Origin of the sequence: Embleya sp. NPDC005971 (genome assembly GCF_040629175.1) — a bacterium.
Lineage (GTDB): Bacteria > Actinomycetota > Actinomycetes > Streptomycetales > Streptomycetaceae > Embleya.
Map to the genome: position 1 here is coordinate 15,898 of NZ_JBEXUX010000032.1, position 23,751 is coordinate 39,648.

The 23,751-nt window shown below is 72.7% G+C and carries 27 protein-coding genes; 13 read left to right on the forward strand and 14 right to left on the reverse strand.

Annotated elements, in window-relative coordinates:
* Entirely contained in the window at positions 1-798 is a 798-nt protein-coding gene (locus tag ABZ374_RS26205; protein WP_360315126.1) for a TetR/AcrR family transcriptional regulator, read from the reverse strand.
* A 265-nt stretch (positions 799-1,063) separates the two neighbouring features.
* Between ABZ374_RS26205 and ABZ374_RS26210 the strand changes: the two genes are divergently transcribed.
* Both ABZ374_RS26210 and ABZ374_RS26215 read left to right on the forward strand, forming a co-directional pair.
* Positions 1,064-2,083, forward strand: coding sequence for an ATP-binding cassette domain-containing protein (locus ABZ374_RS26210; protein ID WP_360315128.1), 1,020 nt, complete (start codon positions 1,064-1,066; stop codon positions 2,081-2,083).
* Entirely contained in the window at positions 2,080-2,874 is a 795-nt protein-coding gene (locus ABZ374_RS26215) for an ABC transporter permease (protein ID WP_360315130.1), read from the forward strand. The genes ABZ374_RS26210 and ABZ374_RS26215 overlap by 4 nt, the downstream gene beginning before the upstream one ends.
* An 89-nt stretch (positions 2,875-2,963) precedes the next feature.
* On the opposite strand, the gene ABZ374_RS26220 is transcribed toward ABZ374_RS26215, so the two are convergent.
* A complete protein-coding gene (locus ABZ374_RS26220) occupies positions 2,964-5,246 on the reverse strand; it encodes an excinuclease ABC subunit UvrA (RefSeq protein WP_360315132.1) in 2,283 nt (760 codons plus the stop codon).
* Positions 5,247-5,462: 216 nt separating this feature from the next.
* Between ABZ374_RS26220 and ABZ374_RS26225 the strand changes: the two genes are divergently transcribed.
* From ABZ374_RS26225 to ABZ374_RS26235, 3 genes are read left to right on the forward strand one after another with little or no spacing between them, the layout of a single operon-like run.
* Positions 5,463-7,352, forward strand: a complete 1,890-nt coding sequence (locus ABZ374_RS26225; protein ID WP_360315134.1) for a hypothetical protein — start codon at positions 5,463-5,465, stop codon at positions 7,350-7,352.
* Positions 7,353-7,361: 9 nt separating this feature from the next.
* The gene (gene tsaD, locus ABZ374_RS26230) at positions 7,362-8,435 is read left to right on the forward strand and encodes a tRNA (adenosine(37)-N6)-threonylcarbamoyltransferase complex transferase subunit TsaD (RefSeq protein WP_360315136.1); all 1,074 of its coding nucleotides are present in this window, start codon (positions 7,362-7,364) and stop codon (positions 8,433-8,435) included.
* Positions 8,432-9,013, forward strand: coding sequence for a GNAT family N-acetyltransferase (locus ABZ374_RS26235; RefSeq protein WP_360315286.1), 582 nt, complete (start codon positions 8,432-8,434; stop codon positions 9,011-9,013). The genes tsaD and ABZ374_RS26235 overlap by 4 nt, the downstream gene beginning before the upstream one ends.
* Here the strand turns inward: ABZ374_RS26235 and ABZ374_RS26240 are convergent.
* On the reverse strand, positions 9,001-9,210 hold the full coding sequence (locus ABZ374_RS26240) for a hypothetical protein (protein ID WP_360315138.1): 210 nt from the start codon (positions 9,208-9,210) through the stop codon (positions 9,001-9,003). The genes ABZ374_RS26235 and ABZ374_RS26240 overlap by 13 nt on opposite strands.
* Before the next feature lie 75 nt (positions 9,211-9,285).
* On the opposite strand from ABZ374_RS26240, the gene ABZ374_RS26245 reads away from it, so the two are divergent.
* Positions 9,286-9,975 (forward strand): helix-turn-helix domain-containing protein, encoded by a 690-nt coding sequence (locus ABZ374_RS26245; protein ID WP_360315140.1) that lies wholly within the window; start codon positions 9,286-9,288, stop codon positions 9,973-9,975.
* 4 nt (positions 9,976-9,979) lie between these two features.
* Here the strand turns inward: ABZ374_RS26245 and ABZ374_RS26250 are convergent, their stop codons facing one another.
* Both ABZ374_RS26250 and ABZ374_RS26255 read right to left on the reverse strand, forming a co-directional pair.
* On the reverse strand, positions 9,980-10,393 hold the full coding sequence (locus ABZ374_RS26250) for a VOC family protein (protein WP_360315142.1): 414 nt from the start codon (positions 10,391-10,393) through the stop codon (positions 9,980-9,982).
* 103 nt (positions 10,394-10,496) lie between these two features.
* A complete protein-coding gene (locus ABZ374_RS26255; RefSeq protein ID WP_360315144.1) occupies positions 10,497-11,738 on the reverse strand; it encodes an MFS transporter in 1,242 nt (413 codons plus the stop codon).
* 158 nt (positions 11,739-11,896) lie between these two features.
* Here ABZ374_RS26255 and ABZ374_RS26260 point away from each other — a divergent pair, with 158 nt between their 5' ends.
* The 3 genes from ABZ374_RS26260 (at position 11,897) to ABZ374_RS26270 (ending at position 13,916) form a co-directional block, all read left to right on the forward strand.
* A complete protein-coding gene (locus ABZ374_RS26260) occupies positions 11,897-12,793 on the forward strand; it encodes a LysR substrate-binding domain-containing protein (RefSeq protein WP_360315146.1) in 897 nt (298 codons plus the stop codon).
* Positions 12,794-12,959: 166 nt separating this feature from the next.
* The gene (locus tag ABZ374_RS26265; RefSeq protein ID WP_360315148.1) at positions 12,960-13,592 is read left to right on the forward strand and encodes a YigZ family protein; all 633 of its coding nucleotides are present in this window, start codon (positions 12,960-12,962) and stop codon (positions 13,590-13,592) included.
* A gap of 108 nt (positions 13,593-13,700) precedes the next feature.
* Positions 13,701-13,916, forward strand: coding sequence for a hypothetical protein (locus tag ABZ374_RS26270; RefSeq protein WP_360315150.1), 216 nt, complete (start codon positions 13,701-13,703; stop codon positions 13,914-13,916).
* An 18-nt stretch (positions 13,917-13,934) separates the two neighbouring features.
* Here the strand turns inward: ABZ374_RS26270 and ABZ374_RS26275 are convergent, their stop codons facing one another.
* The 5 genes from ABZ374_RS26275 to ABZ374_RS26295 form a co-directional block, all read right to left on the reverse strand.
* The gene (locus tag ABZ374_RS26275; RefSeq protein ID WP_360315152.1) at positions 13,935-14,528 is read right to left on the reverse strand and encodes a DUF1349 domain-containing protein; all 594 of its coding nucleotides are present in this window, start codon (positions 14,526-14,528) and stop codon (positions 13,935-13,937) included.
* Between the two features lie 136 nt (positions 14,529-14,664).
* Positions 14,665-15,459: an oxidoreductase gene (locus ABZ374_RS26280; protein WP_360315154.1), complete on the reverse strand. Its 795-nt coding sequence runs from the start codon at positions 15,457-15,459 to the stop codon at positions 14,665-14,667.
* 140 nt (positions 15,460-15,599) lie between these two features.
* Entirely contained in the window at positions 15,600-16,364 is a 765-nt protein-coding gene (locus tag ABZ374_RS26285) for a nucleotidyltransferase domain-containing protein (protein ID WP_360315156.1), read from the reverse strand.
* Between the two features lie 86 nt (positions 16,365-16,450).
* A complete protein-coding gene (locus ABZ374_RS26290; RefSeq protein WP_360315158.1) occupies positions 16,451-17,068 on the reverse strand; it encodes an HD domain-containing protein in 618 nt (205 codons plus the stop codon).
* Positions 17,069-17,255: 187 nt separating this feature from the next.
* Positions 17,256-17,978 carry a DJ-1/PfpI family protein gene (locus ABZ374_RS26295; protein ID WP_360315160.1) on the reverse strand — a complete coding sequence of 241 codons (723 nt, stop codon included), beginning with the start codon at positions 17,976-17,978 and terminating at the stop codon, positions 17,256-17,258.
* Positions 17,979-18,068: 90 nt separating this feature from the next.
* On the opposite strand from ABZ374_RS26295, the gene ABZ374_RS26300 reads away from it, so the two are divergent.
* A complete protein-coding gene (locus tag ABZ374_RS26300; protein WP_360315162.1) occupies positions 18,069-19,088 on the forward strand; it encodes a DJ-1/PfpI family protein in 1,020 nt (339 codons plus the stop codon).
* Here the strand turns inward: ABZ374_RS26300 and ABZ374_RS26305 are convergent.
* From ABZ374_RS26305 to ABZ374_RS26320, 4 genes are all read right to left on the reverse strand, one after another.
* The gene (locus tag ABZ374_RS26305) at positions 19,016-19,801 is read right to left on the reverse strand and encodes a TetR family transcriptional regulator (RefSeq protein WP_360315164.1); all 786 of its coding nucleotides are present in this window, start codon (positions 19,799-19,801) and stop codon (positions 19,016-19,018) included. The two genes, ABZ374_RS26300 and ABZ374_RS26305, sit on opposite strands and share 73 nt — an antisense overlap.
* 11 nt (positions 19,802-19,812) lie before the next feature.
* Positions 19,813-20,334, reverse strand: coding sequence for a DCC1-like thiol-disulfide oxidoreductase family protein (locus ABZ374_RS26310; RefSeq protein ID WP_360315166.1), 522 nt, complete (start codon positions 20,332-20,334; stop codon positions 19,813-19,815).
* Positions 20,335-20,339: 5 nt separating this feature from the next.
* Entirely contained in the window at positions 20,340-20,801 is a 462-nt protein-coding gene (locus tag ABZ374_RS26315) for a hypothetical protein (protein ID WP_360315168.1), read from the reverse strand.
* Positions 20,802-21,034: 233 nt separating this feature from the next.
* Positions 21,035-21,487, reverse strand: a complete 453-nt coding sequence (locus ABZ374_RS26320) for a hypothetical protein (protein ID WP_360315170.1) — start codon at positions 21,485-21,487, stop codon at positions 21,035-21,037.
* A gap of 150 nt (positions 21,488-21,637) precedes the next feature.
* Here ABZ374_RS26320 and ABZ374_RS26325 point away from each other — a divergent pair, with 150 nt between their 5' ends.
* The 3 genes from ABZ374_RS26325 (at position 21,638) to ABZ374_RS26335 (ending at position 23,731) form a co-directional block, all read left to right on the forward strand.
* Positions 21,638-22,246 (forward strand): PadR family transcriptional regulator, encoded by a 609-nt coding sequence (locus ABZ374_RS26325; RefSeq protein WP_360315172.1) that lies wholly within the window; start codon positions 21,638-21,640, stop codon positions 22,244-22,246.
* A 194-nt stretch (positions 22,247-22,440) separates the two neighbouring features.
* Positions 22,441-22,758, forward strand: a complete 318-nt coding sequence (locus tag ABZ374_RS26330) for a peptidylprolyl isomerase (protein WP_360315174.1) — start codon at positions 22,441-22,443, stop codon at positions 22,756-22,758.
* A gap of 181 nt (positions 22,759-22,939) precedes the next feature.
* The gene (locus tag ABZ374_RS26335) at positions 22,940-23,731 is read left to right on the forward strand and encodes a serine protease (protein WP_360315176.1); all 792 of its coding nucleotides are present in this window, start codon (positions 22,940-22,942) and stop codon (positions 23,729-23,731) included.
* The last annotated feature ends 20 nt before the right edge of the window (positions 23,732-23,751 follow it).

Genomic DNA, 23,751 nt, shown 5'->3' on the forward strand with positions numbered 1-23,751 from the left:
CTACTCCTGCGGTGCGGGGGATTGCGCCGGGGCGACGGCCGGTGCGGGCCGGCGCGAGCGGATCAGGGTCTCGATGCCGTCCAGGACCAGACCCAGGCCGAACTCGAAGCCCGCGTCGGGGGCCTCCTCGTAGCTGCCGGCGGCCCAGACCCGGGTGAGGGTGGGGAAACGGGCGGGTTGGATGAGCCGTTCCAGATACGGCGTGCTCTCCGCCCACCAGTCCTCGTAGCCCACGCCGCTGGTGACCGCGTCCCGATTGACGTCGACGGCGACCTGGGTGATGCCGCGGACGTACGCGTCGACGAGCCCGACGACGTGGGTCATCTCGGCCTCGGTGAGGCCGAGATCGGCGACGGTGCGCAGCGCCGAATCGGCCCGGGCGGTGACCCGCGGGCCCATCAACAGCAGGCCGGGGCCCCACAGTTGCACCACCCACGGATGCCGCTGGGCGAGCGCGTGGTCGGCGCGCGCGTGCCGTTCCAGCGCGGTGCGCCAGTCGAGCCCGGCCGCGTCGGGCAGTGCGGACTCGCCGAGCACGGTGTCGAACATGACGTGCAGCAGTTCGGCCTTGCCCGGCACGTAGGTGTACAGCGACATGGTGCCCACGCCGAGTCGCTCGGCGACCGCGCGCATGGACAGCGCGCCGATCCCGTCGGCGTCGGCGATCTCCACGGCCGCCCGCACGATGCGATCCACGGTGAGCCCCTGCTTGGGGCCGCGGGTGGGTCCCTCGCCGGTGCGCCACAACAACGCGAGGGTGCGGGCCGGATCGGCGCGCCCACTCTTCTCTCGTGCCACGTACGTACCTTCTCCCGAAAACTCCGTAGAGCGTACGGTACGTCATCCGGAGTTGATCGACAAGCTTGATCGACCGGCTGATCGAAGGGCTGATCGAAGGGCTGATCGAACGGCGCCGCAAGCCCTCGGAAGTTCTTGCGCGCCAACTCCGTATGACGTACGGTACGGCGTACGAGACAACTTCGTATCTTGTACGGAGTCGGCTCGCGAACGCCTTCCCGTGCGGTTCGATCGAACGCGACGGGCGACACACGAAGGGGCCCACATGCCACTGGCGATCTCCGCCGAAGGTGTGACCAAGACGCGCGGCGCCACCCGGGCGCTGGACGGATTCGATCTGGAGGTGCCGACCGGCACGGTGCACGGGCTGCTCGGCCCCAACGGCGCGGGCAAGACCACGGCGGTGCGGATCCTGACCACGCTGCTGGGTCCGGACGGCGGACGGGCCGAGGTGGCCGGATTCGACGTGCTGCGAGACGCGGCGCGGGTGCGCACCCGGATCGGGCTGCTCGGGCAGTACGCCGCATTGGACGAGGTGCTCGGCGGACGGCAGAACCTGGAGATGTTCGGCCGGCTGTACCGCCTGGGCGCCCGCGCGGCCCGGGCCCGGGCGGACGAGTTGTTGGCGCGGTTCGCGCTGACCGACGTCGCCGAGCGCGCGGTGACCACCTACTCGGGCGGCATGCGTCGCCGGCTGGACCTGGCCGCGTCGCTGATCCAGGCACCCGAGGTGCTCTTCCTGGACGAGCCGACCACCGGGCTCGACCCGCGGGGCCGCACCGAGGTGTGGGAGGCGGTGCGCGAACTGGTCGCGGGCGGCACGACCGTGCTGCTGACCACGCAATACCTGGAGGAGGCGGATCGGCTCGCGGACACCATCTCGGTGGTCGACCACGGCCGGGTGATCGCCCGCGGCACGCCCACCGAGCTCAAGTCCCGACTCGGCGGCGACCGGATCGACGTGGTGGTCCGCGAACCGCTCGACCTGAGCGCCGCGGCGACGATCCTGGCCGGCGTCGGCAACGGCAACCCGGAGGTCCGGGCGGACGAGCGCCGAGTGGGCATCGCGATCACCGACCGGGTGAGTGCGCTCACCGCCACCGTGCGGGCACTGCACGACGCCGGCATCGAGGCCGAGGACATCGCGCTGCGCCGACCCACCCTGGACGAGGTCTTCCTGACCATCACCGGCGTGCGCCGGGACGAACGACCGGTCGAGCGCGCGCACGGGTCGCGCCGGGCGGGCAGACCCGACACGGGCGACGCGAAGGAGGTGGCGGCATGAGCGCCGCGCTGCGCCGGGCCCTCCCGGACACTTGGACGCTGACCCGCCGTACCTTCGCGCACTGGGCCAGGCAGCCCGCGCCGGTGCTGGTCGGGCTGCTGTTCCCGGTGCTGATGGTGCTGATGTTCGGCTACCTGTTCGGCGGCGGGATGGACGTGCCGGGCGGTGGTGACTACCGCGAGTTCCTGTTGCCGGGCATGTTCGCGATGACGATGGTCTTCGGAATCGAATCCACCTTCACCGCGGTCGCCGGCGACGCGGCGCGCGGGGTCACCGACCGATTCCGGTCGATGCCGATGTCGCACTCGGCCGTGGTCGGCGGGCGGGTGCTCGCCGACATGGTGCACGCCGCCGTCGGGCTGGCGGTGCTGATCTGCTGCGGACTCGCGGTGGGTTGGCGGTGGCACGAGGGGCCCGCGCGAGCGGCGCTCGCCGTCGCGATGTTGCTGATGTTGCGGCTCGCGGTGTTGTGGCTGGGCATCTACCTGGCGCTGCGCGCCAAGGGGCCCGAGTCGGTCGCGGTCCTGCAGATCCTGGTCTGGCCGCTGGGCTTCCTGTCCAACGTGTTCGTCTCGCCCGACACGATGCCGGGTTGGCTGGGCACGGTGGCCGAGTGGAACCCGCTCTCCGCGAGCGCGGGCGCCGGCCGCGAACTGTTCGGCAATCCCGGCTGGTCCGGCGGCGGCTGGGTCGCCGATCACACGATCCTGATGGCCTTCGGCTGGCCGCTCGTGCTGATCGCCGTCTTCGCGCCGCTGTCGGTGCGACGGTATCGCGGACTCGGCCGCTGACCCGGGCGCCCACCGAGGGTCCGCCGCTCGCCGGTTCGCGAGCGGCGGACCGTGCGGGCGGCGGATCGCGCGGCGCGGGCCGGAGTCGGTCAGGCCGTCCGGGCCCGTTCGGCGCAGGCCAACGCCGCCCGCAGGAACTCGGCGGTCGCCGAGTCCTCCGCCTTGACCAACTCGGCCGGCGTGCCCGCGAAGACGACCGTGCCACCGTGCTTGCCGCCACCGGGGCCCAGGTCGACCACGTGGTCGGCGCGCTTGACCACGTCCAGGTTGTGTTCGACCACCACCACCGTGTTGCCCGCGTCCACGAGCCGATCCAGCAGCCGGATCAGGGTGTCCACGTCGGACATGTGCAGGCCCGTGGTCGGCTCGTCGAGGATGTACACGCTGCCCGTCTTGTGCAGCTCGCTCGCCAGCTTGAGCCGCTGCAACTCGCCGCCGGAGAGCGAACTCAATGGTTGTCCCAGGGTCAGATAGCCCAGGCCGACCGAGGCCAGCGACCGCACCCGAGTGCGCAGCGCCTCCTCGACGAAGTAGTCGATCGCCTCCTCGGCGGTCAACGCCAGCACGTCCACGATCGACCTGCCGCGCAGCGAGTACGCCAGGACCTCGTCGCGAAACCGCCGCCCCGCGCACGCCGTACAACGGGTGGTCACCGGATCCATGAAGGCCATGTCGGTGCGCACCACGCCACGCCCCTGGCATTGCGGGCAGCCGCCCAGCGAGTTGAACGAGAACAGCCCCGGATCCACGCCGTTGGCCTTCGCGAACAACCTGCGCAGCGGGTCCGCCACCCCGACATAGCTCGCCGGCGTCGAGCGGGAGGAGATCCCCACGCCCGACTGGTCGACCACCACCGCCGTCGGGTGTGCCGCGACCAGGACGTCCGAGATCAGCGTGCTCTTGCCGGAACCGGCCACCCCGGTGACCACGGTGAGCACGCCGGTGGGGATGTCCACGTCCACGTCGCGCAGGTTGTGCAGGTTCGCGCCGCGAATCTCCAGCACGCCGGTGGGCCGGCGAAAGTCCGGCTTGAGCGGGCCGGCCCGGCGCAGCGCCCGCCCGGTCGGCGAATCCGACACGCGCAACTCGGCGAAGCTGCCCTCGAACGTGACGGTGCCGCCGTGGATACCCGCCCCGGGCCCGACGTCCACGACATGGTCGGCGATCGCGATCACGTCCGGATCGTGCTCGACCACCAGCACGGTGTTGCCCTTGTCCCGCAGCCGGGTGAGCAGATCACCCAGCCGCACCACGTCGCGCGGATGCAGCCCCACGCTCGGCTCGTCGAAGATGTACGTCATCCCGGTCAGGCTCGACCCCAGGTAGCGCACCATCTTCAGCCGCTGCCCCTCACCGCCGGACACCGTCGAGGTGGGCCGATCCAGGTGCAGATAGCCGAGCCCGATCGCGACGATCCGCTCCAGCGCGAGCGCCGCGGGGCGAGCCACCCGGCGGGCGACCGGGTCGGCCAACCCGGTGAGCACCCCGACCAGGTCGCCGATCTCCATCGCCGCGTAGTCCGACAACGATTGCCCCTCGATCAGCGACGCGCGCGCCGCCTCGTTCAGTCGGGCACCCGCGCAGTCCGGGCACGCCCCCTCGGCGACGAACCGGGCGATCGTCTCGCGGCTCCGCTCGGCCAGCGCGGAGGTGTCGCGGTTGAGGTAGAGCCGGTTGAACCGGTCCACCAGCCCCTCGTAGTCGATGTGGTGCCGGCCGTTGCTGTTGACGATCTCCACCTTGGCGCCGGTGCCGTACAGGAACAGTCGCCACTGCTCGTCGGTGAACTCGCGGACCGGGACGTCGGTGGGGTAGAGGTCGTGGTTCGCGTACAACTGCCACTGCCAGCCGCCCACCGCGAACCCCGGGTGTCGGATCGCGCCCTCGCGGATCGCCAGGGACGGGTCGAGCAGCGCGTCCAGGTCCAGTCGGACGGTGCGCCCCAGCCCCTCGCAGGTCGGGCACATGCCGTTCGGGTCGTTGAACGAGTAGTGGTTGGCGGGCCCGGCCCCGGGTGTGCCGTGCCGGGAGAACAGCACCCGCAGCAGCGGGTGGATGTCGGTCATCGTGCCCACCGTGGACCGCGAGTTGCCGCCGACCGGGCGCTGGTCGACCACGATCGCGGTCGACAGGTTCTCGATCGTGTCCGCCGTGGGCCGCTCGTGCTTGGGCAGCCGGTTGCGGATGAACGTGGTGAACGTCTCGGCGAGTTGCCGCTGCGACTCGACCGCGATGGTGTCGAAGACGATCGACGACTTGCCCGAACCGGACACGCCGGTGAAGACGACGATCCGGTTCTTCGGGATGCGCAGCGACACGCCCTTGAGATTGTGTTCCCGGGCGCCGGTGATCACGATGTGGTCGTAGTCCATGTGGCCAACGTACGAAGGTGTCCCTGACAGGTGTTGTCAAGGATTTCGGAACGATTGCGCACTGCCCCCAGCAGTCGCGAACCGTCGTCGCCGACCGCGCGACGGCCGGGAAAGCGGTTGCGCCGCGCGGACCCGATCGAGCACCATCGCCGCCATGACGAACCTGGCGAAGACCACGCACACCACGAACCGAAAGGGCGGCGACCGCCCGGGCGCGTGACCGCCCCGACGCCGGCCGCCGAGCCGACCGACCCGCAACCTCGCCCGAGCACCGCGCCGTCGAGCCGGGCCGGGCACGACGCACCCCGCTTCGGCTACGGGGACGCGGCGCACCGAGCGATCGAGGCCGACCGCGACGGCCCGACGGCTCGCGAGATGTTCGCGCGCACCGCGGACCCGGACGCGGCAGTCCGGCTGCGCGCCCTGACGTTGTTGACCGACGTCGGCCACGACGGCGAGCGGTGGCCGGCCGCCGCCGACGTGGCCGCGCACCTGTCGACCGACCCCGACGAACGGGTCCGCCGCGCCGCCGCCTGGCTGCTCGCACACGTCGATCTCGACCGGGCGCTGCGCGCGGCGTACGAGCCGCCCGCCGACCCGGTGGCCGGCTTGGCGCTCGTGGAGGCCGCGCTCGGCCGCTGGGCTCGGGACGCGGACGCCGCCCGACTGGATCTGGCGGAGCACCTGCGCGAGCACCCGGACCCCGCCGTGCGGCTGCGCGCGGGGCTGGCGGCGCTCGCGCTGTGCGCACCCGAGCGGCACGACACCTGGGAGCGGGTGATCCGGGGTGCCCTGGCCTGGGCCGACCGGCTGGCCGGCCCGGGTTCGCGGGTCCGGTGGACCGCGGCCGAGTTGTTGGCCTCCGCGCTGGTGCGCGGCGGGCGTGCCGAGGCCGACTGGTACCTGTGGGCCGACCTGCTGATTCGTTCCCCGGACCCGGCGACGGCGCGGGTGGGCATCGGGTTCGGGTACCAGGCGATCCGCACCTGGCGGGCCGGACCGGCCCGACTGTGGCCGGCCCTCGGGCACGCGCTCGACCACCCGGACCCGGACGTACGAGCGGCCGCGGTGCACACGATCGGCCGTTCCACCCACGCCACCCGCAGCGCCGCGAACGCGCTCGCGCGACTGACCGCGGATGCGATCGTGGGCCTGCCGGCCGCCGCCGCCCTGGCCCGGGAGGGCGATCGCCGGGCCCTGCCGACGGTGCGCGCGGTGCTGGCCACGACGGCCACGGACACGACGCACCCCGGACTGGCGCGGGCCGCGGCCGGCTTCGCCGACGACCCGTCGGCTCCCCTGCGCGACGCCGCACTCGGCCGGTTGGCCGGGCACGACGCCGCCGCCTGCGTACGCTCGCTCCGCGAGCGCGGCTGCCTGCTGCCCGCGGCGCTGGCCGCACTGAACCCCGGCCTACCGGGCGCGGCCGCGGCGGTGCCCGCGCTGATCGCGGCGTTGGCCGACGTGACGAGCGTCGAGGCGCACACCTGGCCGCGCGGCCGGCTCGCGCAACTGCTGGGCGAGTTCGGCCCGGCGGCCGGCGATGCCGTACCGCTGCTCGAACGCCTGGCCGCCGACGCCCCCGAGCGGCACGTGGCCCTGGCGCTGATCCGGATCACCGGCGACCGCGCGCTCGCGGAGGCTCGCCTGGACGCGCTCGGACCCGCGGTCCGACGTCCACGTCAGGCCGTGGTCCTGCTCGACTGGCTCGTGGACCACGGCGGCCTGAACGCACGCCACTCCGCCGAACTGTGGTCGCTGGCGGCGGACCCGACCCGGACCTACGGGCCGGTCCTGGTTCCGCTGTGGCGGCACGCCGGGGAGGCCGCCCTGCCGGTCCTGCTCGCGGCGCTGCCGCAGTTGTTGGAGGCCGACGTCTACGGATCGTTCGTCTACCGCCTGCTCGGGGACATGGGCGCGGCGGCGGCGCCGATCCTGCCCGCCCTGGACTCGATCATCGACCGTCGCGAACGGGCGCCCGGGCCGGACGAGGACGACGACGAGGTCATCCGCGACGAGCGGTTGGTCCAGCGGGCCCGGGCGGCGCGGGCCCGGATCCTCGCGGCTGTTGCCAGTAGTACGCAACTGCCGGGTGCCGGCAACTAAGCTCGTGCCATGACCGCTTCACCCATCGTCCTCGGCATCGAATCGTCCTGCGACGAGACCGGCGTCGGCCTGGTCCGGGACGGCCGGCTGCTCGGCCACGCGGTGGCCACGAGCATGGCCGAGCACGCCCGATTCGGCGGCGTGGTGCCGGAGATCGCGGCCCGCGCCCACGTGCACGCGCTCACCCCCACCGTGCGGGCCGCACTGGACTCGGCCGGGCTGCGTCGGCGCGACATCGGCGCGGTCGCGGTGACCACCGGACCCGGCCTGGCCACCGCTCTCCAGGTCGGCGTGGCCGCCGCCAAGGGCTTCGCGCTCGCGCTGGACGTGCCCCTGTACGGCGTGCACCACCTGGCCGGACACGTCGCGGCCGACACCCTCGAACACGGCCCGTTGCCCGACCCGTGCGTGGTGCTGATCGTCTCCGGCGGCCACACCTCGCTGCTGCTCGTGCGCGACTTCGCCCGCGACCCGATCGTCCACCTCGGCGACACCCTCGACGACGCGGCGGGCGAGTGTTTCGACAAGGTGGCCCGGGTGTTCGGCCTGCCCTACCCGGGCGGACCGGCGATCGACCGGGCCGCGCGCGAGGGCGACCCGAACGCCGTCGCCTTCCCGCGCGGACTCACCGGCCCGCGCGACGACCCGTACGCGTTCTCCTTCTCCGGCCTCAAGTCCGCCGCCGCCCGCTGGGCCGAGCGCTCGCGGGCCGGCGGCGGCACGTTGCCGGTCGCCGACGGCGCCGCCGCGCTCCAGGAGGCGGTGGCCGACGTACTGACCAGCAAGGCCGTCGCCGCGTGCACCGCGCACGACGTGCGCACCCTGGTCGTGGTCGGCGGGGTCGCGGCCAACTCCCGGGTGCGCTCGCTCGCGGCCGAACGCTGCGCCGCGGCGGGCATCACGCTGCGGGTGCCGCCGCCCCGGCTGTGCACCGACAACGGCGCGATGATCGCCGCCGTCGGCGACCTGCTGATCCGGGCCGGCAAGGCGCCTGCTCCGCTCGACGTGTCCATCGACCCGTCCGCACCCCTGGAGTACGCGTGCCTGCACCCCGTGGCGACACCCACCCGGGCGGCCGGATGAACCCGAACATCCGCCGCTTCACCGCCGCCGACCTCACCCGGTACACGGCCGGCATCCGAGCCGTCTACGCCGAGGCGTTCGCCGAACCGCCGTGGCACGAGGGTCCGGAACAGGCCGTCGAATACGCGCGACGGCTCGCCGCGGACACCGGTCGACCGGGCTTCGTGGGCGCGATCGCGGTGGCCGAACACACCGGCGCCGTGCTCGGGTTCGCGACCGGTTGGACCACCGCGACACCGATGCCCACGAGCCGCTCGTACGGCGACGTGGCCCGGGCCCTGGGCCCGGCGCGGACCGCGGCGTGGTTGTGCGGTGCGCGAGAGGTGGACGAACTCGCGGTCGGCGGCCTGGCCCGCGGCACCGGCACCGCCGCCGCGCTGCTGAACGCGGTGACGGCGGATGTGCCCGACGGCCGGTGTTGGCTGCTCACCTCGACCCGGGCCGAACCGGCGCTGCGTTTCTACGCCCGGCAGGGTTGGCGCCGCGTCGCCAACACCGAGTCGCCGGACACCGCGCTGCTGCTGCACCCTCGGCATCCGGCTCCCGAAGGGCCGGCGTCGCCGCCTCAGGGCGTGTAGCGCAACATCCAGTCGTTGTCCGCGTTGCGACCGAACTCGGGATCGTTGGGCGGATCGGCCGGGAGTTCCTCGACCTGGTCGGCCGCCGCGACCCGCTCGGGCAGCTTGCCCCAACGGGCGGCCCGATCGGCCTGCTCGACGCCCTCGCCGGCGGATTCCTTCGGCTGCTGCCGCTCACGCTTTTCTTCGATGTCCATGAGCCCCTGCCCTGTCCGAGCCGTGCACCTTGACGCCCCAACGGTAGCGCTCTTCGCCGCGGGGATACTGGGACCGTGTACGCCGAACGTCGTTCCCGCCTGGCACCGCTGACCGTCTGGACCCGCACGGTCGAGGTCGCCGGATCCGAACGGGTGCTGCCGGACGGCTGCATGGACCTGATCTGGTCCGGCGAGCAACTGATCGTGGCCGGCCCCGACACCCTCGCGCACGCGGTCGAGAACACGCCGGGGGCCCGCTACGCGGCGGTGCGCTGCGTGCCCGGGATCGGGCCCGCGCTGTTCGGGCTGCCGGCCGACACGCTGCGCGATCGACGGGTCCCGCTGGCCGATGTGTGGGGCGAGCGCGCGGTGCGGGTGCTGACCGAACGCATCGCCGGCGCCGCCGATCCGGCCGCCTTCCTCGAACGGCTGGCCGCCGAGCGGCTGCGCGACCACGACGCCGACGCGGCCCGCTTCGCCGACGCGGTGGTCGGCGAGCTGCGGGCCGGCGCCGACATCGCCGCGATCGCCGCCGAGGTCAATCTGAGCGAGCGCCAACTCCACCGGCGCTCGCTCACCGCGTTCGGCTACGGGCCCAAGACGCTGGGCCGGGTGCTGCGCCTGGACCGCGCGCTGGACCTGGCCCGCGGCGGGCTGCCGGCCGCCCGGGTCGCCGCGGACGCCGGCTACGCGGACCAGGCCCACTTCGCCCGCGACGTCAAGGCCCTGGCCGGCGTCCCGCTGCGCACCCTGCTGTCGGGCTGACGCGCTACGGAGCCTGCTTCGGCAGCGGCGCGAGCAGGTCCACGGCGTTCCCGTCCGGGTCGTGCAGGACCGCGTACCGCTGCTCCCAGAACGCGTCCCACGGCGCCAGATATCCGGTGTGCCCGGCCGCGACCAGCTCGCCGTAGACCCGGTCCACGTCGGCCGGATCGGTGAACGCGAAGGCCAGCGAGGCCCGGTGGTCGCCGGTCGGCGCGGTCCACCCGGGGGCGAACGAGCGGACCGTCTCGACCGTGTCCAGCACCAACAGCGGCCCGTCGGGCAACGACACCTCGACATGCGGGAGCGCGTCGTGCTCGGCGGGGATGTCCAGGCCGAGCGCCCGGTAGAACGCGAGCGACGCGGCCATGTCGGCGACCACGAGCCCGATGAAGTGGAAACGAAACGCACGAGAAGTCATACCCGCACGCTAGCCGGCCCCGTGGTCGCGTTCTTGAACGAATCGGACGTGTCCGCCGGCGTGTCGGGCCGGCCGCACGCGCCGGACGGGTGCCCGGCGTCGCTCAGCCGCGCTCTCGGCGGGCCGCCGTCAGGGCGAGCAACGTGGTCGCCGCGGCCAGGGCACCGCCGAACCACAACACCGCCGACGTGGCCACGGCGTCCACCGTGATGCTGCCGAGCAACGAGCCGAGCGCGATCGCGACCTGGAACCCGGTGACGAACACCGCGGACGCCGCCTCGGGCGCGTCCGGGGCCGACCGCGACATCCACGCCTGCAGGCCCACCGGTACCGCGCCGTAGGCGAGGCCCCAGACGAGCATCGCCGTCACGGTGCCCGGCGTCCGGGGCCCGGACAGCGCGAGCAGCACCATCGAGCAGGCGAGCAGCCCGGCCGCGACCGCGAGCGTGCCGTACGCGGCGCGCCCGATGTACGCGCCGGCCACGAAGTTGCCCAGCACACCCGCCACGCCGTAGCCGAACAGCAGCCCGCCGATCGGTCCCGGCCCCAGGTCGCCGACCTGCTCCAGGATCGGCCGGATGTAGGTGTAGGCGCCGAAGTGGCCGGCGATCACCAGGACCAGTCCGGCGGTGCCGATGAGTACGGTGCGTCGACCCAACAGCGCGCCCAGCTCGCGTGGTCGCACGGCCCGCTCGGCGGGCAGCGGTGGCAACAACACGAGCAGGACGATCAGGACGAGGGCGGCGAGCCCCGCCATCACCGCGAACGCGACACGCCACCCGGCCCATTCGCCGATCATCGTGCCGATCGGCACCGCGATCACCGAGGCCATCGAGACCCCGCCGAAGATCACCGCGGCGGCCCGGCCGACCGATCGGGCGGGCACCAGGCGCACCGGCAGGCTCGCGCCGATCGCCCAGAAGCCGCCGATGGCGGCGCCCACGAGCAGGCGGGCCACCAGCAGGGTGGCGAAGTTCGGCGCCAACGCACTGATCGTGTTGGCGGCGAGCAGCACGAGCATCATCGCCGCCAGGACGATCCGCCGGTCCACCCGACCGGCGGCGACCAGTACGAGCGGCGCGGCGAGGCCGGCCACCACCGCGGCCGGCGTCATGGCCAGGCCGGTGGTGCCCTCGGATACGTGCAGGCCCTGCGAGATCGGGGTGAGCAGGCCGACCGGGAGCATCTCGGTGCCGACCACGGTGAAGGTGCCTGCGGCGATGGTCGTGACGGCGAGCCAGGAGCGGGCGCCGGCGGTCTCGGGAGCGGAAGCGGGCTCGTCGTGGGGTCCGGGGTCGGGGGCGGACGCAGCGGTGGAGGCGGTGTCGACGACTGGGTTGGGCATGCCGCTCAGCCTGGCCGGCGCACCGGGCCCCCGACAACGGCCAAGATCGCATGCGAGCACAAGCCTCGCTTATGCTCGCAGGTCGAAGTCCGGTGCCCGGCCGAGCACGCACCCCGTGTGGGCGGCTTCGGGGGTGCCCGAGGGGGAGGAGAGTGCGGATGAGCGTGGAGTTCCGCGAGTTGGAGTGCTTCGTCGTACTGAGCGAGGAACTGCATTTCACCCGTACCGCCGCGCGGCTCTACACGTCGCAGGCCCGGGTCAGTCAACTGTTGCGGCAACTGGAGGAGCGGATCGGCACCCGGCTGTTCGAGCGCAACAGCCGCCGGGTCCGGCTCACTTCGCAGGGCGAGCTGTTCCTGGCCGAGGTGCGGCCCGCGTACGGCGCGATGGTCGACGCGGTCGACCGGGCCCGGGCCCGCGCCCGCGGCATCGAGGGAGTGTTGCGGATCGGCTTCGTCGGCACGCCCTACGGCACCCTGCTGGACCTGGTCGGCGACTTCCGGGCCGGTCATCCCCAGGCGCGCGCCGACCTGGTCGAGACCCCGCTGTCGGATCCGTTCGGCCCGCTGTTGCGCGGCGAGATCGACGCGGCGTTCGTGACCCTGCCGGTGGTCGACCCGGCGCTGCGCACCGGCCCGGTGATCGCCGTCGACCCGCTCGTGCTCGGGGTCTCCACCCGCCACCCGCTCGCGGCGCGGGACCTGGTGGACGCCGAGGAGTTGGCCGAGTGCCTGTTCGTGGACATCGCCGGCCCCGCGCCCGCGCGTTGGCGCGAGCTCCAGTCGCCGACGGCCACGCCGGGTGGCCGGGAGATCACCCACGGACCGGGTGCCGGCACCCTTCAGGAGGCGTTGTCGTTGATCGCCGCCGACCTGGGGGTACTGCTGTTCTGCGCGCAGTTCGCCGGTTACAACGGGCGACCCGACGTGGCGTTCGTACCGGTCACCGGCCTGCCCGAGTCGGCCGTCACGCTCGCCTGGCGCGCCGGGCAGGAGACGAATCTGCTGCGCTCCTTCGTCGCCGCGTCGACCCGGCTGTCGACGCGGGCCGCCTGAACCGGTCGCGACCGGGTCGACTCGGCGGCGCCGGAACATGACGATCCATCGACAAAACGACGTCGTCGACGGGATCGAGTCGGGTCGGCCCCGCCCCCGGGCCGCAGTGCCGCCCCGGGGGCATACCGTGAGGTCGTCAACCCGTCTCGGACCGAAGGACCTGGTCATGCCGCTGCTCACGATCAAGTCTGAAGGTGAGGTCGAGATCGAGGTCCGTCGCTCACGCTTCCTGTGCGCCGTCGCGCGCGTGGGCGACGACGCCGCGGCGCAGGCGTTCCTGGCCCGCCGCCGGGCGCTGCATCCGTCCGCGCGGCACAACTGCTCGGCCTGGATCGCGGGCGGTCAGGAAAAGGGCTACGACGACGGCGAACCGTCCGGCACGGCCGGTGCGCCGATGCTCCAGGTACTCCGCCGCCGCGAACTCACCGAGACGGTCGCGGTGGTGACCCGCTACTTCGGTGGCATCATGCTCGGCGCCGGCGGCCTGATCAGGGCGTACGGCTCGGCGGTCACCGAGGCGGTGGACACCGTGGGAGTGGTCGAACTGCGGCCGATGCTGGTGCTGACCGTCGACGTCGACCACACCCACGCCGGCCGGCTGGAGAACGACCTGCGCGGGCTCGGCCACCAGGTCCGCGACATCCGCTACGGCGCCGAGGTGGCGATCGACGTGTGTGTGCCGGAGCCGGACCGGGAGCGTTTCACCGCCCGACTGACCGACCTGACCGGCGGCCGGGCGAGCGCCCGGGAGACGGGGCGCACTTTTGTCGAGGTGGACGCTCCCCGAAACACTTCCTGACGTACTTCTTGCGCCGGTGCGCCCCAAAGCCGGTTGAAACGCTTCCCAGGTCGGAACACCAAGGGGTGTATGGGTGCTCGCGCGGGGGCTGCGGGAAATGAGGAAGTGATGACGGCTGGATACGACGAGAAGTCGGCGACCGACCAGGCGGAGGTCGTCCGGGTGGTGCGCGAGCGGGTGATCAAGGCTCGTGCGGTGTTGTCCGAGGCCAGTGCCGCGCATGATACGAACGCACTGTCGCCCGCGCTGGACGAACTGGAAGACGCGCTGCACGCCGCCCGCGAATACGGCGTGACGGTCCCACCACCGGCGGACGGCGCCTGACCCGCGCGCCGGGTCGGCTCAGGGGTTCTCGTGCAACCCCGCGTCGGCCGGCCCGACGACGAAGCGGGTGAAACGTACGCGCAGACCCGCGCGTTCCGGCGAGCAACAGAACGGCCCGGCGAACGCATCCGCGTCCCGGGCCAACGGCGCCAGTCGGATGGTGCGCCACGGGTCGTCCTCGGCACGCGCCCGAATGGTGAGCGCGTCGCCGGCTCGGCTGACCCGGACGGTGACCGACCGGCCCGCCCACTCGGGCACCGGCGCGATCGACCAGTCGGACATCTCCCGGGTGACCACGGCGCCCACGTGCAACGCGCCGTCGGTGACCTCGACGCCGGCCTTGACCCAGGTCCGCTCGTCCACGCGGACGAACAGGCCGGCCTGGTCGTAGAGCGTGTCGAAGTCGCCGTCGAAGGTCACCTCCACCGAGGTGTCCGGGGCGAGTTCGGTCAGCAGCGCGCTGCCGGTGTCCCGGGTGAAGCCGTACGAGGTCTGTCGCCAGAAGTCGGCGCCGGCGTGCGGCGTCACCACGAGCGCGGCGCCGACCCGTCGGGCCGCGGCGGGCGGGTTGAGCCAGTGTGCGTCGTCCCAGTCCACATCCTCGGTGCTCATCCACCGAGCGTAGTGCGGGCCGCCGAGACGACGGCGGCGGACTCGGAGCGTTCGGGCCCGGAACGCTCCTCGCCGCCGACATCGCCTCGGTGGCCCGACGGACGGTCGGATCGGCCCGAGTCGGATCGACCCCGCGTCAGATCGACCTGTGCATGCCACCGTCGACGATGTAGTCGACACCCATGATGTTCGCGGCCCGCTCCGAGGCCAGGAACAGCACCACGTCGGCGACCTCCTGCGGTTCGGAGACGCGGCCGGTGAGCACCCCCATCGCCTGCGGCAACACCTCGTCCATGAACACCTGCGCGGTGGTCCCGGCGGACGCGGCCATCAGGTCCGCGAACTGCCCCGGGTCGGTCCACAGCGGGGTGCGCACCGGACCGGGCGAGACGGTGTTGACCCGCACGCCCTGCGGGCCGAACTGCTCGGCCAGCGACTTCGAGTACGAGCTGAGCGCGGCCTTGGAGGCCGAGTAGTGCACCAGCGACGCGGACGGCAGGTGACTGTTCAGCGAGCTGATGGTGACCACCGCGCCGCCGCCCCGGGCCAGGATGGCCGGCATCGCGGCCGTGGTCGCGCGCACCGCGCTGAACAGGTTGATGTCGAAGATCCGCCGCCACTCGGCGTCTTCGACCTCGATGATCGAGGGGGTCGGCGCGCCGGTGCCGACGTTGTTGACCAGTACGTCCAGCCCGCCGTGCGCGTCGACGGCGACCTGGACCAACTCGGCCGGACCGTCCGGGCGAGTCAGGTCCACGGCCACCGGGAGTACGTCGAACTCCTCGCGCAGCGCCGCCAGTTCGGGGGTGACGGTGCGGCTGCCGGCGACCACTCGGGCGCCCTCCTCGGCGAAGCCGCGCACGATCGCCAGGCCGATGCCCTTGCTGCCACCGGTGACCACGACGACCTTGTTCTTCAGGTTCAAGTTCATGGCTCAATCATTGCTTCGCGGAAAACTCATTGCTGGCGGAAAACCGCCGTCGCGTTCCGGGAGGCAAGCGCGAGCGGGGGCACGTGCCGAGGGTGCGTGGGAGGGCCGACGAGTCGGCCGGTACGTGGCGTCCCACCGCATCAGCCGGGTCGGCTCGCGGTGAATGCCGCGTCGAGCAGGGCGCCGGTCTCGGCGATCGCGGTGGACAGTGTCGAGGGGGTCAGCCGGGAGACGATCTCGTCGACGCCGCGCAGGCCCGCCCGATCCACCAGCGTCTTCTCGTTGGTCACCCACTCGCCGCGGCCGGCCGACACCGCGTGTGCCGCCTCGCAGGTCGCGCGGCCGATCGCGCCCGCCACGTCGGTGAGACGGCCCCGGTCGGCATGCGCCCGGTCCGCGTAGTCCAGGGTCAGCCGCGCGTCGTCGCTCCACCGGGTGTGCCCGGCCCGGCGCAGCGCCTGCGGGTAGGAGGGGCGCGGCAGTTCGCCGAACAGCACCCGGTTGACCGCGAGTTCGGCCACCACCAGGTAGGTGGGCACGCCGGCCAGGTGGAACAGCAGCCGTTCGACCTCGAACCGGCCCTCCCGCGCATCGGCCAACCGCCGCTGCACGTCCGCGAGTTCGCGGTAGTGCAGGTCGACCGCCCGGTCCTGGACGGTCAACCAGGCGCCGCCGTTGAAGACCCCGCCGCCCCACGCGCCGAACTCGGAGACCTCGCCCGGCCAGCCCAGGCCGCGGACCGCGTCCGGGGTGAACCCGTCCCGGTAGTAGACCGAGAAGTCCCAGTCGCTGTCCGGGCGATGGGTGCCCTGGGCGCGCGATCCGCCGAGTGCGACGGCCGCGACGCCGGGCAGCGCGGCCAGTCGTTCCGTGACGTGGGTGGTGAAGGATGCGTCACTGGTCATGATCGCAGGCTATCTCGCCCCCGGACCGGATCGGCGCAGCCCCACGGGGGCCGGCCGCCGCCGATCGGGCCCGGGGGCCGCGTCGGTCAGGGACGCAGGTAGCCGCGGGCGACCGCCTCGTCGATCAGTTCCAGCGTGTAGGTCCACAACGACGGCGAGCCGTCCGCGATCGTGCTGCCCTGCTTGGCCAGCACCTCCGTGCGGGTGAGGTCGTACTCGCGCCAGGTGCCGCCCTCGGTGTGGAAGTTGAGCAGGCACGGTTGGAACCGGTCGACCGCCTTGGCGAAGCGGGCGTCCGGGGTTTCGCGGGCCTCGAATTCCTCCCACAGCGCCTGTAGTTGCTTGCCCTGCTCGGCGGGCAGCAGGCCGAAGATCCGGGCCGCGCCCCGCTGCTCGCGCTCGGCCTGGTCCGCCTCGGCGACCGTGTCGTAGTAGAAGGTGTCGCCCGCGTCGATCTCGACCAGGTCGTGGATGAGCAACATCCGGGTCACCCGCGCGACGTCCACCTCGGTCGCGGCGTGCTCGGCCAGGGTGCCCGCGAGCATGGCCAGGTGCCACGAGTGCTCCGCGGTGTTCTCGCGTCGCGACGCGTCCGCGATCAGGTTGCGCCGGACCACGCCCTTGAGCCGGTCGATCTCCAGGACGAAGCCGATCTGCGCGGCCAGGTGCGCGTCGGTGGGCGGGAACAGCGGGACACCGGACAAGGCGACTCCTCGGTCGAACGATCGGGCGGCGTCCGGATCGTCGCACCCCCACCCGCCCGGGCGGCGGCCGGCAGTCGACCGCCGCCGGCGCGCGGCGCGGCGAAGATCGCGGACACCTCCACGATATGCAATGCGCTTGGGCCGACCCGGCCCCGGTGGGGTCGAGCCGACACCCGAGCCCGCGGAGCTAACGCAACTTGGTCAGCAGGGCGGGGAGGTCGGCCAACGCGCCCTCGACGATCGCGGTCGCCATCGGCGCGAACGCGGCGATGTCGGTGCCGGCCCAGTCGATCGGGCCCTGCGGCGGCTCCGGGTCGTACTCGATGCCCAATTGGATCGAGCGGGCCACGTCGGCGCCCGCGATCCGCTCGACCACGTGCAGCGCCATGTCGATGCCGGCGGACACGCCGGCGGCGGTGATCACGTCGCCGTCCTCGACCCAGCGCTCGGCGACCGGTTCGGCACCGAAGGCGGTCAGCCGGTCCCGGAACAACCAGTGGCTGGTGGCCCGGCGGCCGGCCAGCAGTCCCGCCTCGCCGAGGATCAGCGAACCCGTGCACACCGAGGTGGTCCAGGTCGCGGCGGCGGACGCGGTCCGCACGTAGTCGAGCAGCGCGGTGTCGGCGAGCGCGCGCAGGGTCGCCTGCTCGCCTCCGGGCACGCACAGCAGGTAGGGCGCGGGCACCTCGGCGAAGGTGCGGTCGGCGGCCACCCGCAACGGGGCATCGGTGGGCATCGGGTCGGTGTGCGCGCCGACCACGCTCACCTCGTAGTCGGTGCCGAACCGGCTCAGGCTGGTGAACACCTCCAGCGGACCGACCAGGTCCAGCAGGGTCAGGCCCGGATACAGCAGGAAGGCGATGGTCTTGGGCGCGGGAGCGGCGGTGTCGTGCTCGGCGAATGAGGTCATGGGCCGACCCTCGCGCGTGCGCGCCGGGGGCACGAGGACGATGTCCGGATCCTTGTGATCCCGGTCCTTCGGACACTAGGTTTTCGGGTCATGGACCTCCGCCCGGACGCGCGCCGGATGATCGTGGTCGGCTACCCGGACTCCGCGCTGCTGGACATCGCGTGTGTCACCGAGACGTTGGCCACCGCCAACACGCTCGGCGCCGACCCGCCGTACGACATCCGGCTGGCCGGTCTCGGCGGCCGGCCGCTGCCGTGCTCCGGCGGCTTCGAGCTGACCCCGCACGTTCCGCTGGAGCATGTGGTGGGCCCGGTGGACACGCTGCTGATCTGTGGTGGACAGGGCCATGAGCGGGCCGCCCGGGACGAGCGCTTCGTCGGCCATGTGCGGCGCGCGGCCGGGCCGGCGCGCCGGGTGGCATCGGTGTGCACGGGTGCCTCGGTACTGGCCGCGACCGGGCTGCTGGACGGCCGACGGGCCACCACGCACTGGGCGTACGCCCGGCAACTGGCCGCCGACCGGCCCGCCGTCACGGTGGACGCGGCCCCGCTGTTCATTCGGGACGGCCGGATCTCCACGTCGGCCGGGGTGACCGCGGCGCTCGACCTGACGTTGTCCTTCGTCGAGGAGGATCACGGCCCGGAACTGGCCCGGCACACCGCGCGCGGCCTGGTCACCTATCTGCAACGGCCGGGCAATCAGGCCCAGGTGTCCATGTTCGTGGCCGCGCCGGCCCCCGAACATCCGCTGGTGCGGCGGGCGATGGCCTACGTGACGGGCAACTTGGAGGCCGACCTGAGCACTGCCGCACTGGCCCGCGAGGTGGGCGTCGGGGCCCGGCACCTGTCCCGGCTCTTCCGGCTCGAACCGGGCACCTCGCCGGCGCGCCATGTGCGGGTGACCCGGACCGAGGCCGCGGCCCGGCTGCTGGTGTCCACCCGACTGCCGCTGAGCGCGATCGCGCGCCGGTGCGGTTTCGGCACGACCGAGACGCTGCGGTCGGCCTTCGCCGAGTTGTACGCGTGCTCGCCGTCGGCCTATCGGCGATCCGCGGGCGCCGCGGTCGGGCCGTCGGCATCGGCCGCCGCCGCGCCCTCGGGCACGATGTAGTCGCGGATCAGGCGTTCGGCGTCGCGTACCAGCGGACGGAAGACCTTGTATCGCGACAGCGTGATCACCCGCTCCACCATCGGCGTGGTGCGGGCGACGAACGCGCGCGACTTGGCGCAATCGGGCGAGCGGTCGTAGACCCAGAAGAGCACGATGCCCATCAGGTGCAGCCACAACAACTCGGGCAACAACTCGGCGAGTTCGTCGTCGATCCGGAGCGAGGAGCCGCGCAGCACCTCGGCGAACAACGTGGTGACCTGGGCGCGGATCGGATAGGACTCGGCGGAGAACGGGCTGAGCGGGCTCTCCGGGTCCGCGGCGTTGCGGAAGAACTGCACCGCGAACGCGTGATAGGGCTCGGCGACGTCCAACCACGCGGAGAGCACCACCTGGAGCCGCTCGCCGAAGTCGCGGACACCGCGCAGGTCCTGCCGGCACCGGTCGACGTGCTCGTGGGTGACCTGATCGTAGAAACCGTGGATGAGGTGTTCTTTGGAGCCGAAGTAGTAGTAGGCGTTGCCGACCGAGACGCCGGACTCCTGGGCGATGGCCCGCATGGTGGTCTTGTCGTAGCCGCGCTCGCGGAACAGCCGCAGCGCGGTCTCCAGGATCAGAGACCGCGTCTGCTCGCTCTTGCCGGGGCGACCACCCCGGTCCGGCGGGTCGCCCTTGCCGGCCGGGGTCGATGCGTCGGTGTCTTCCACGTGCTCCACGACAGGCAAGGTTAGTGCGCGATCTCGCACCGGTCGTCACACGCGACCACCGTCCAGGGTTCCCGGTAGGGGTCGGCGTAGGGATAGGGCGGCAGGGGTTCGCGGCGGCTGACCGCCCGGATCCGGGCCGCGGCCAGTACAGCGGCGCGGGCCATCGGCATGCCCACGGGGGTGGCGAGCCGGCGGGACAGGCCGCGATAGGCGCGCAGTGCCCACAACACGGTGATCCACGCGGCGGCGCCCGACCACACCTCGCCGCCACCGCCCACGACGGTCAGTTCGCGCACGGTCGCGGGGTGGTCGAGTTCGGGGAAACGGTTGTGTGCCCGGGGCGAGTCGGCCGGGAGCAGATCGACGGCGACCAGGGTCTGTTGCCGGGCGATCCAGTCGCTGAGCGCGGTGCACAGCGGGCAGCCGGCGTCGTAGAGGACGGTGAGTCGGCGGATCGGGGCGGGCGGCTCGGGGTCGGACACGCCGTGCCGGGCCGTCCCCTCCGATCGGCCCGGCACGGTGTTCACGGGTTCGGCGATCATCGGGATCAGACCCCGGGCGCCGGGCGGGTCGTGCTCTGCGGGACCACCGGCGGCATCAGGTCGCGGCCGGAGATCTTGTGCGCGCGGGGCGCCCCGCCGGTGCCGCTGCGGTACGCCTCGTCGTCGAGACCGCGCTGCCGGATCCGGTTCAGCACGTAGACGTTGAGCAGGTGCAACACGCCCAGGACCAGCAGTACGGTGCCCAGCTTGACGGACAGTGCCTCGACCGATTCGCGGGCGTTCTCGACGGCGTCGCCGACCTTGAGGTAGAGCGCGACGAAGCCGAGGTTGACGAGGTAGAAGCCGACCACCAGGAGGTGGTTGACGGCGGCGGCGAGTTCCTCCCGGCCGTGCAGGACGTCCCGGAGGAAGATCTGCCCGCTGCGGCTGAGGGTGCGGGCCACCCAGATGGTGAGCCCGATGCTGACGAGCAGATAGATGGCGTACGTGACGACGGTCATATCCATGACCCGGCTCCTTTTTGAACGTGTTCAAACCGGCCGACGAGCGTGACTGTAGACCTGTTTTTGAACACGTTCAAGTCGCTGAGGGGTCGGTGTCGGAGACCCGGCCGAAAACGGCGAAACCCGCCGATCACACCGCAAATGCGGGCTGATCGGCGGGAGTCGGTGGAGCGTGATCGGTCGTGACGGGCCCGTCGCGACCTCGGTCGCCGGATCGGCGCGGCATCGGGGCCGGGTCAGCGGGCCGCGGCCGGGTCGGCGACGGTGGGCCGGTCGCCGTCGCGGTGGGCGCGCCGGACGTCCTCGATCCAGGCGCGGCTGAACATCGCGGACAACACCGCGACGCCGCCCCGGTGGATCCGGACCTCGCCGTGATCGATGTGACCGACCAGGCGGATCGTCCGACCCTTGGCGGCGGTGGGCCGGCCGGCGTCCTTGACCCGACCGCGGCCGGTCCAGCGCAGCCCGTCCTGCTCGACGACCGCGTCGTCGGCGACCAGCAGCTTGAGCATCGCGTGGTCCAGGTCGACCCGAATCTCGATGTCGCCCGCGTCGATCCGCGGCGAGCGCAGGTCCAGCACGGTGGCGGCGCGGCGCTCGCGGACCTCGAACGAGGTTCCGGTCGTCCAGTTGCCCAGGTGCTTGGTGGTGGTGTGGTCGGCGTGGATGCGAATCGGGGTGGTGGTCATGGCGGTTCCTCTCGGACGGTGACGCCTCGGCCGACGGCGGGGCCGGATTTCCCCGCTCGCTGCCGATGCATGAATAGTGGCATGGCGACTAGTGTTTCGGCAACTAGTATCGCTGGAGTTAGTTTCCGGGCATCCAGTACGCTGAGGCACATGACGACGACCTTCCGCAGATCACCGCTGGCCCTGGCGCTGTTGGGGTTGCTCTACCGCGAGCCGATGCACCCGTACGCGATCCAGCAGCGGATCAAGCAGTGGGGCAAGGACAAGGTCGTCAACGTGGGCCAGCGCGCGTCGCTGTACAAGACGATCAATCGGCTGCGCGAGGCCGACCTGGTCGCGGTGCGCGAGACCGAACGCGATCAGCAGTACCCGGAGCGCACCGTCTACGAGATCACCGAGGCGGGTCGGATCGCGTGCCACACCTGGATGGCCGAGATGCTCGACACCCCGCGCAACGAGTTCCCCGAGTTCCCCGCCGCGCTGTCCTTCCTGGCCCTGCTCACCCCGGAGACCACGCGCGCGCTGCTCACCCGGCGTCGGGACCGGCTCGTCGCCGATCTGGCGGCGCTCGACGCGGACGCGACGAACGCGGCCGGGTTCGCCCTGCCGCGGGTGCTGACCCTGGAGGACGAATACCTGCGTGCGGTCACCGGGGCGGAACTGGCCTGGGTGCAGGCGGTGTTGGTCGACCTGGCCGAGGGTCGGCTGAGCTGGAGCCAGGATTCGCTCGCGGCGTTCGCGGAGCCGGTGGCGCAGTAGAGCCCGAACGCGCCGACGCGGCCCGCACCGACTCGGGCGGGTCGCCGCCCCGCCGGCCGTTCTCGCGCGGCCGACGCGCCGCGTCCGGGGCGGGCCGGTTCGGTCGGGTGGCGGCCGTATCATCCACATGATCGACGACTCGGTGACCGCGCTCGGCCCGGGCGCGCCGGGTGGCGACGACCCCGGGAGCGACCTTGTCCGACGCGCTGGAGTACCACGCCCTGCACATCGCAGTGGAGACCGAGAGCGAGGGCCGCGCGATCCTCGACGAACTCGCCCGGGATCCGGGCCGGTTCGGCGAGATCGCCCGGAAACGGTCCAAGGACCCGCTGTCCGCGGCGCACGGCGGCGATCTCGGCTGGGGGCAGGAGGACGACTACGCGGAGGCGTTCGCCGAGGCGTTGGTCAAGCTGCGCCCGGGCCAGTTCAGCGACCTCGTCGCGTCCCAGTACGGCTTCCACATCATCAAGCTCGCGAACACCCGTCCGGCCCGCTTCGTCGACGAGGACTGACGGGCGGGCGGACCGGCCGCGGTCCGTCGGGGCCGTTCGGTGCGGGTCCGCGTCGGCGGCGGATGGTGCCGGAGCGAACGGGAATGCATCCGCAGGGCGACCGCGCGCGTGCAGGGAGTAGAGCCGTCGGCTCCGCCGGGAGCCCCCGTCGCACGGCCGTCCGATCGAAAGGGATCGCGAGATGATTCGTACTCGGCAGACGCAGGACACCTGCGGACGCACGTCGGTGAAGATGTTCGCGGCGGCGACCGTCGCGCTCGCCACCATCGGTGTCTGCGCGGCACCCGCCTCGGCCGTGCGTTTCGGCACCGACGCGCCCGCCGGCGCCGCGCCGTACGCCGTGGCCCTGTTCACCGCGGACGGCCAGCAGCTTTGCGGCGGAACGCTGGTGGCCCCGAAGAAGGTGCTCACCGCGGCGCACTGCGTGAGCGGCCTGGACGACCCGACCGCGATCACCGTGGTCGCCGGGCGGCTGGACCTGGCGGGTACGGGCGGACAGACCCGCGCGGTCACCAAGAGCAGGGTGCACCCGAAGTTCGAGCAGGGCACGCTCACCTACGACGCCGCCGTGCTGGACCTGGACCGACCGCTGAAGCAGCAGCCGTTGCCGATCGCCGGCGCCAAGGACGACGCGCTCTACCGGGTCGGCAACGAGGCGAAGGTCTACGGGTGGGGCAAGACGGACGGCGGGGTGTCGACCACGCGGCTCAAGCAGACCACCCTGGTGCTCGCACCGCTTGCCGAGTGCGCGCCCTACACGTTCCCCACGGACAGCCCGGCCACCCGGGTGTGCGGCCAGGCGCCGGCGAACAACCCCGGCAGCAGCATCTGCCGCGGCGACTCGGGCGGGCCGCTGGTGGAGAAGGGCAAGCTGATCGGGATCGTGTCCACCGGCAACAAGTACTGCACGGGCGAGCAGCCCGAGTCGGTGTTCACCCGGGCGAGCGCGGTGACCAAGGGCCTCGGCCTCTGAGCCGTCCGCAGCGGCGGGGC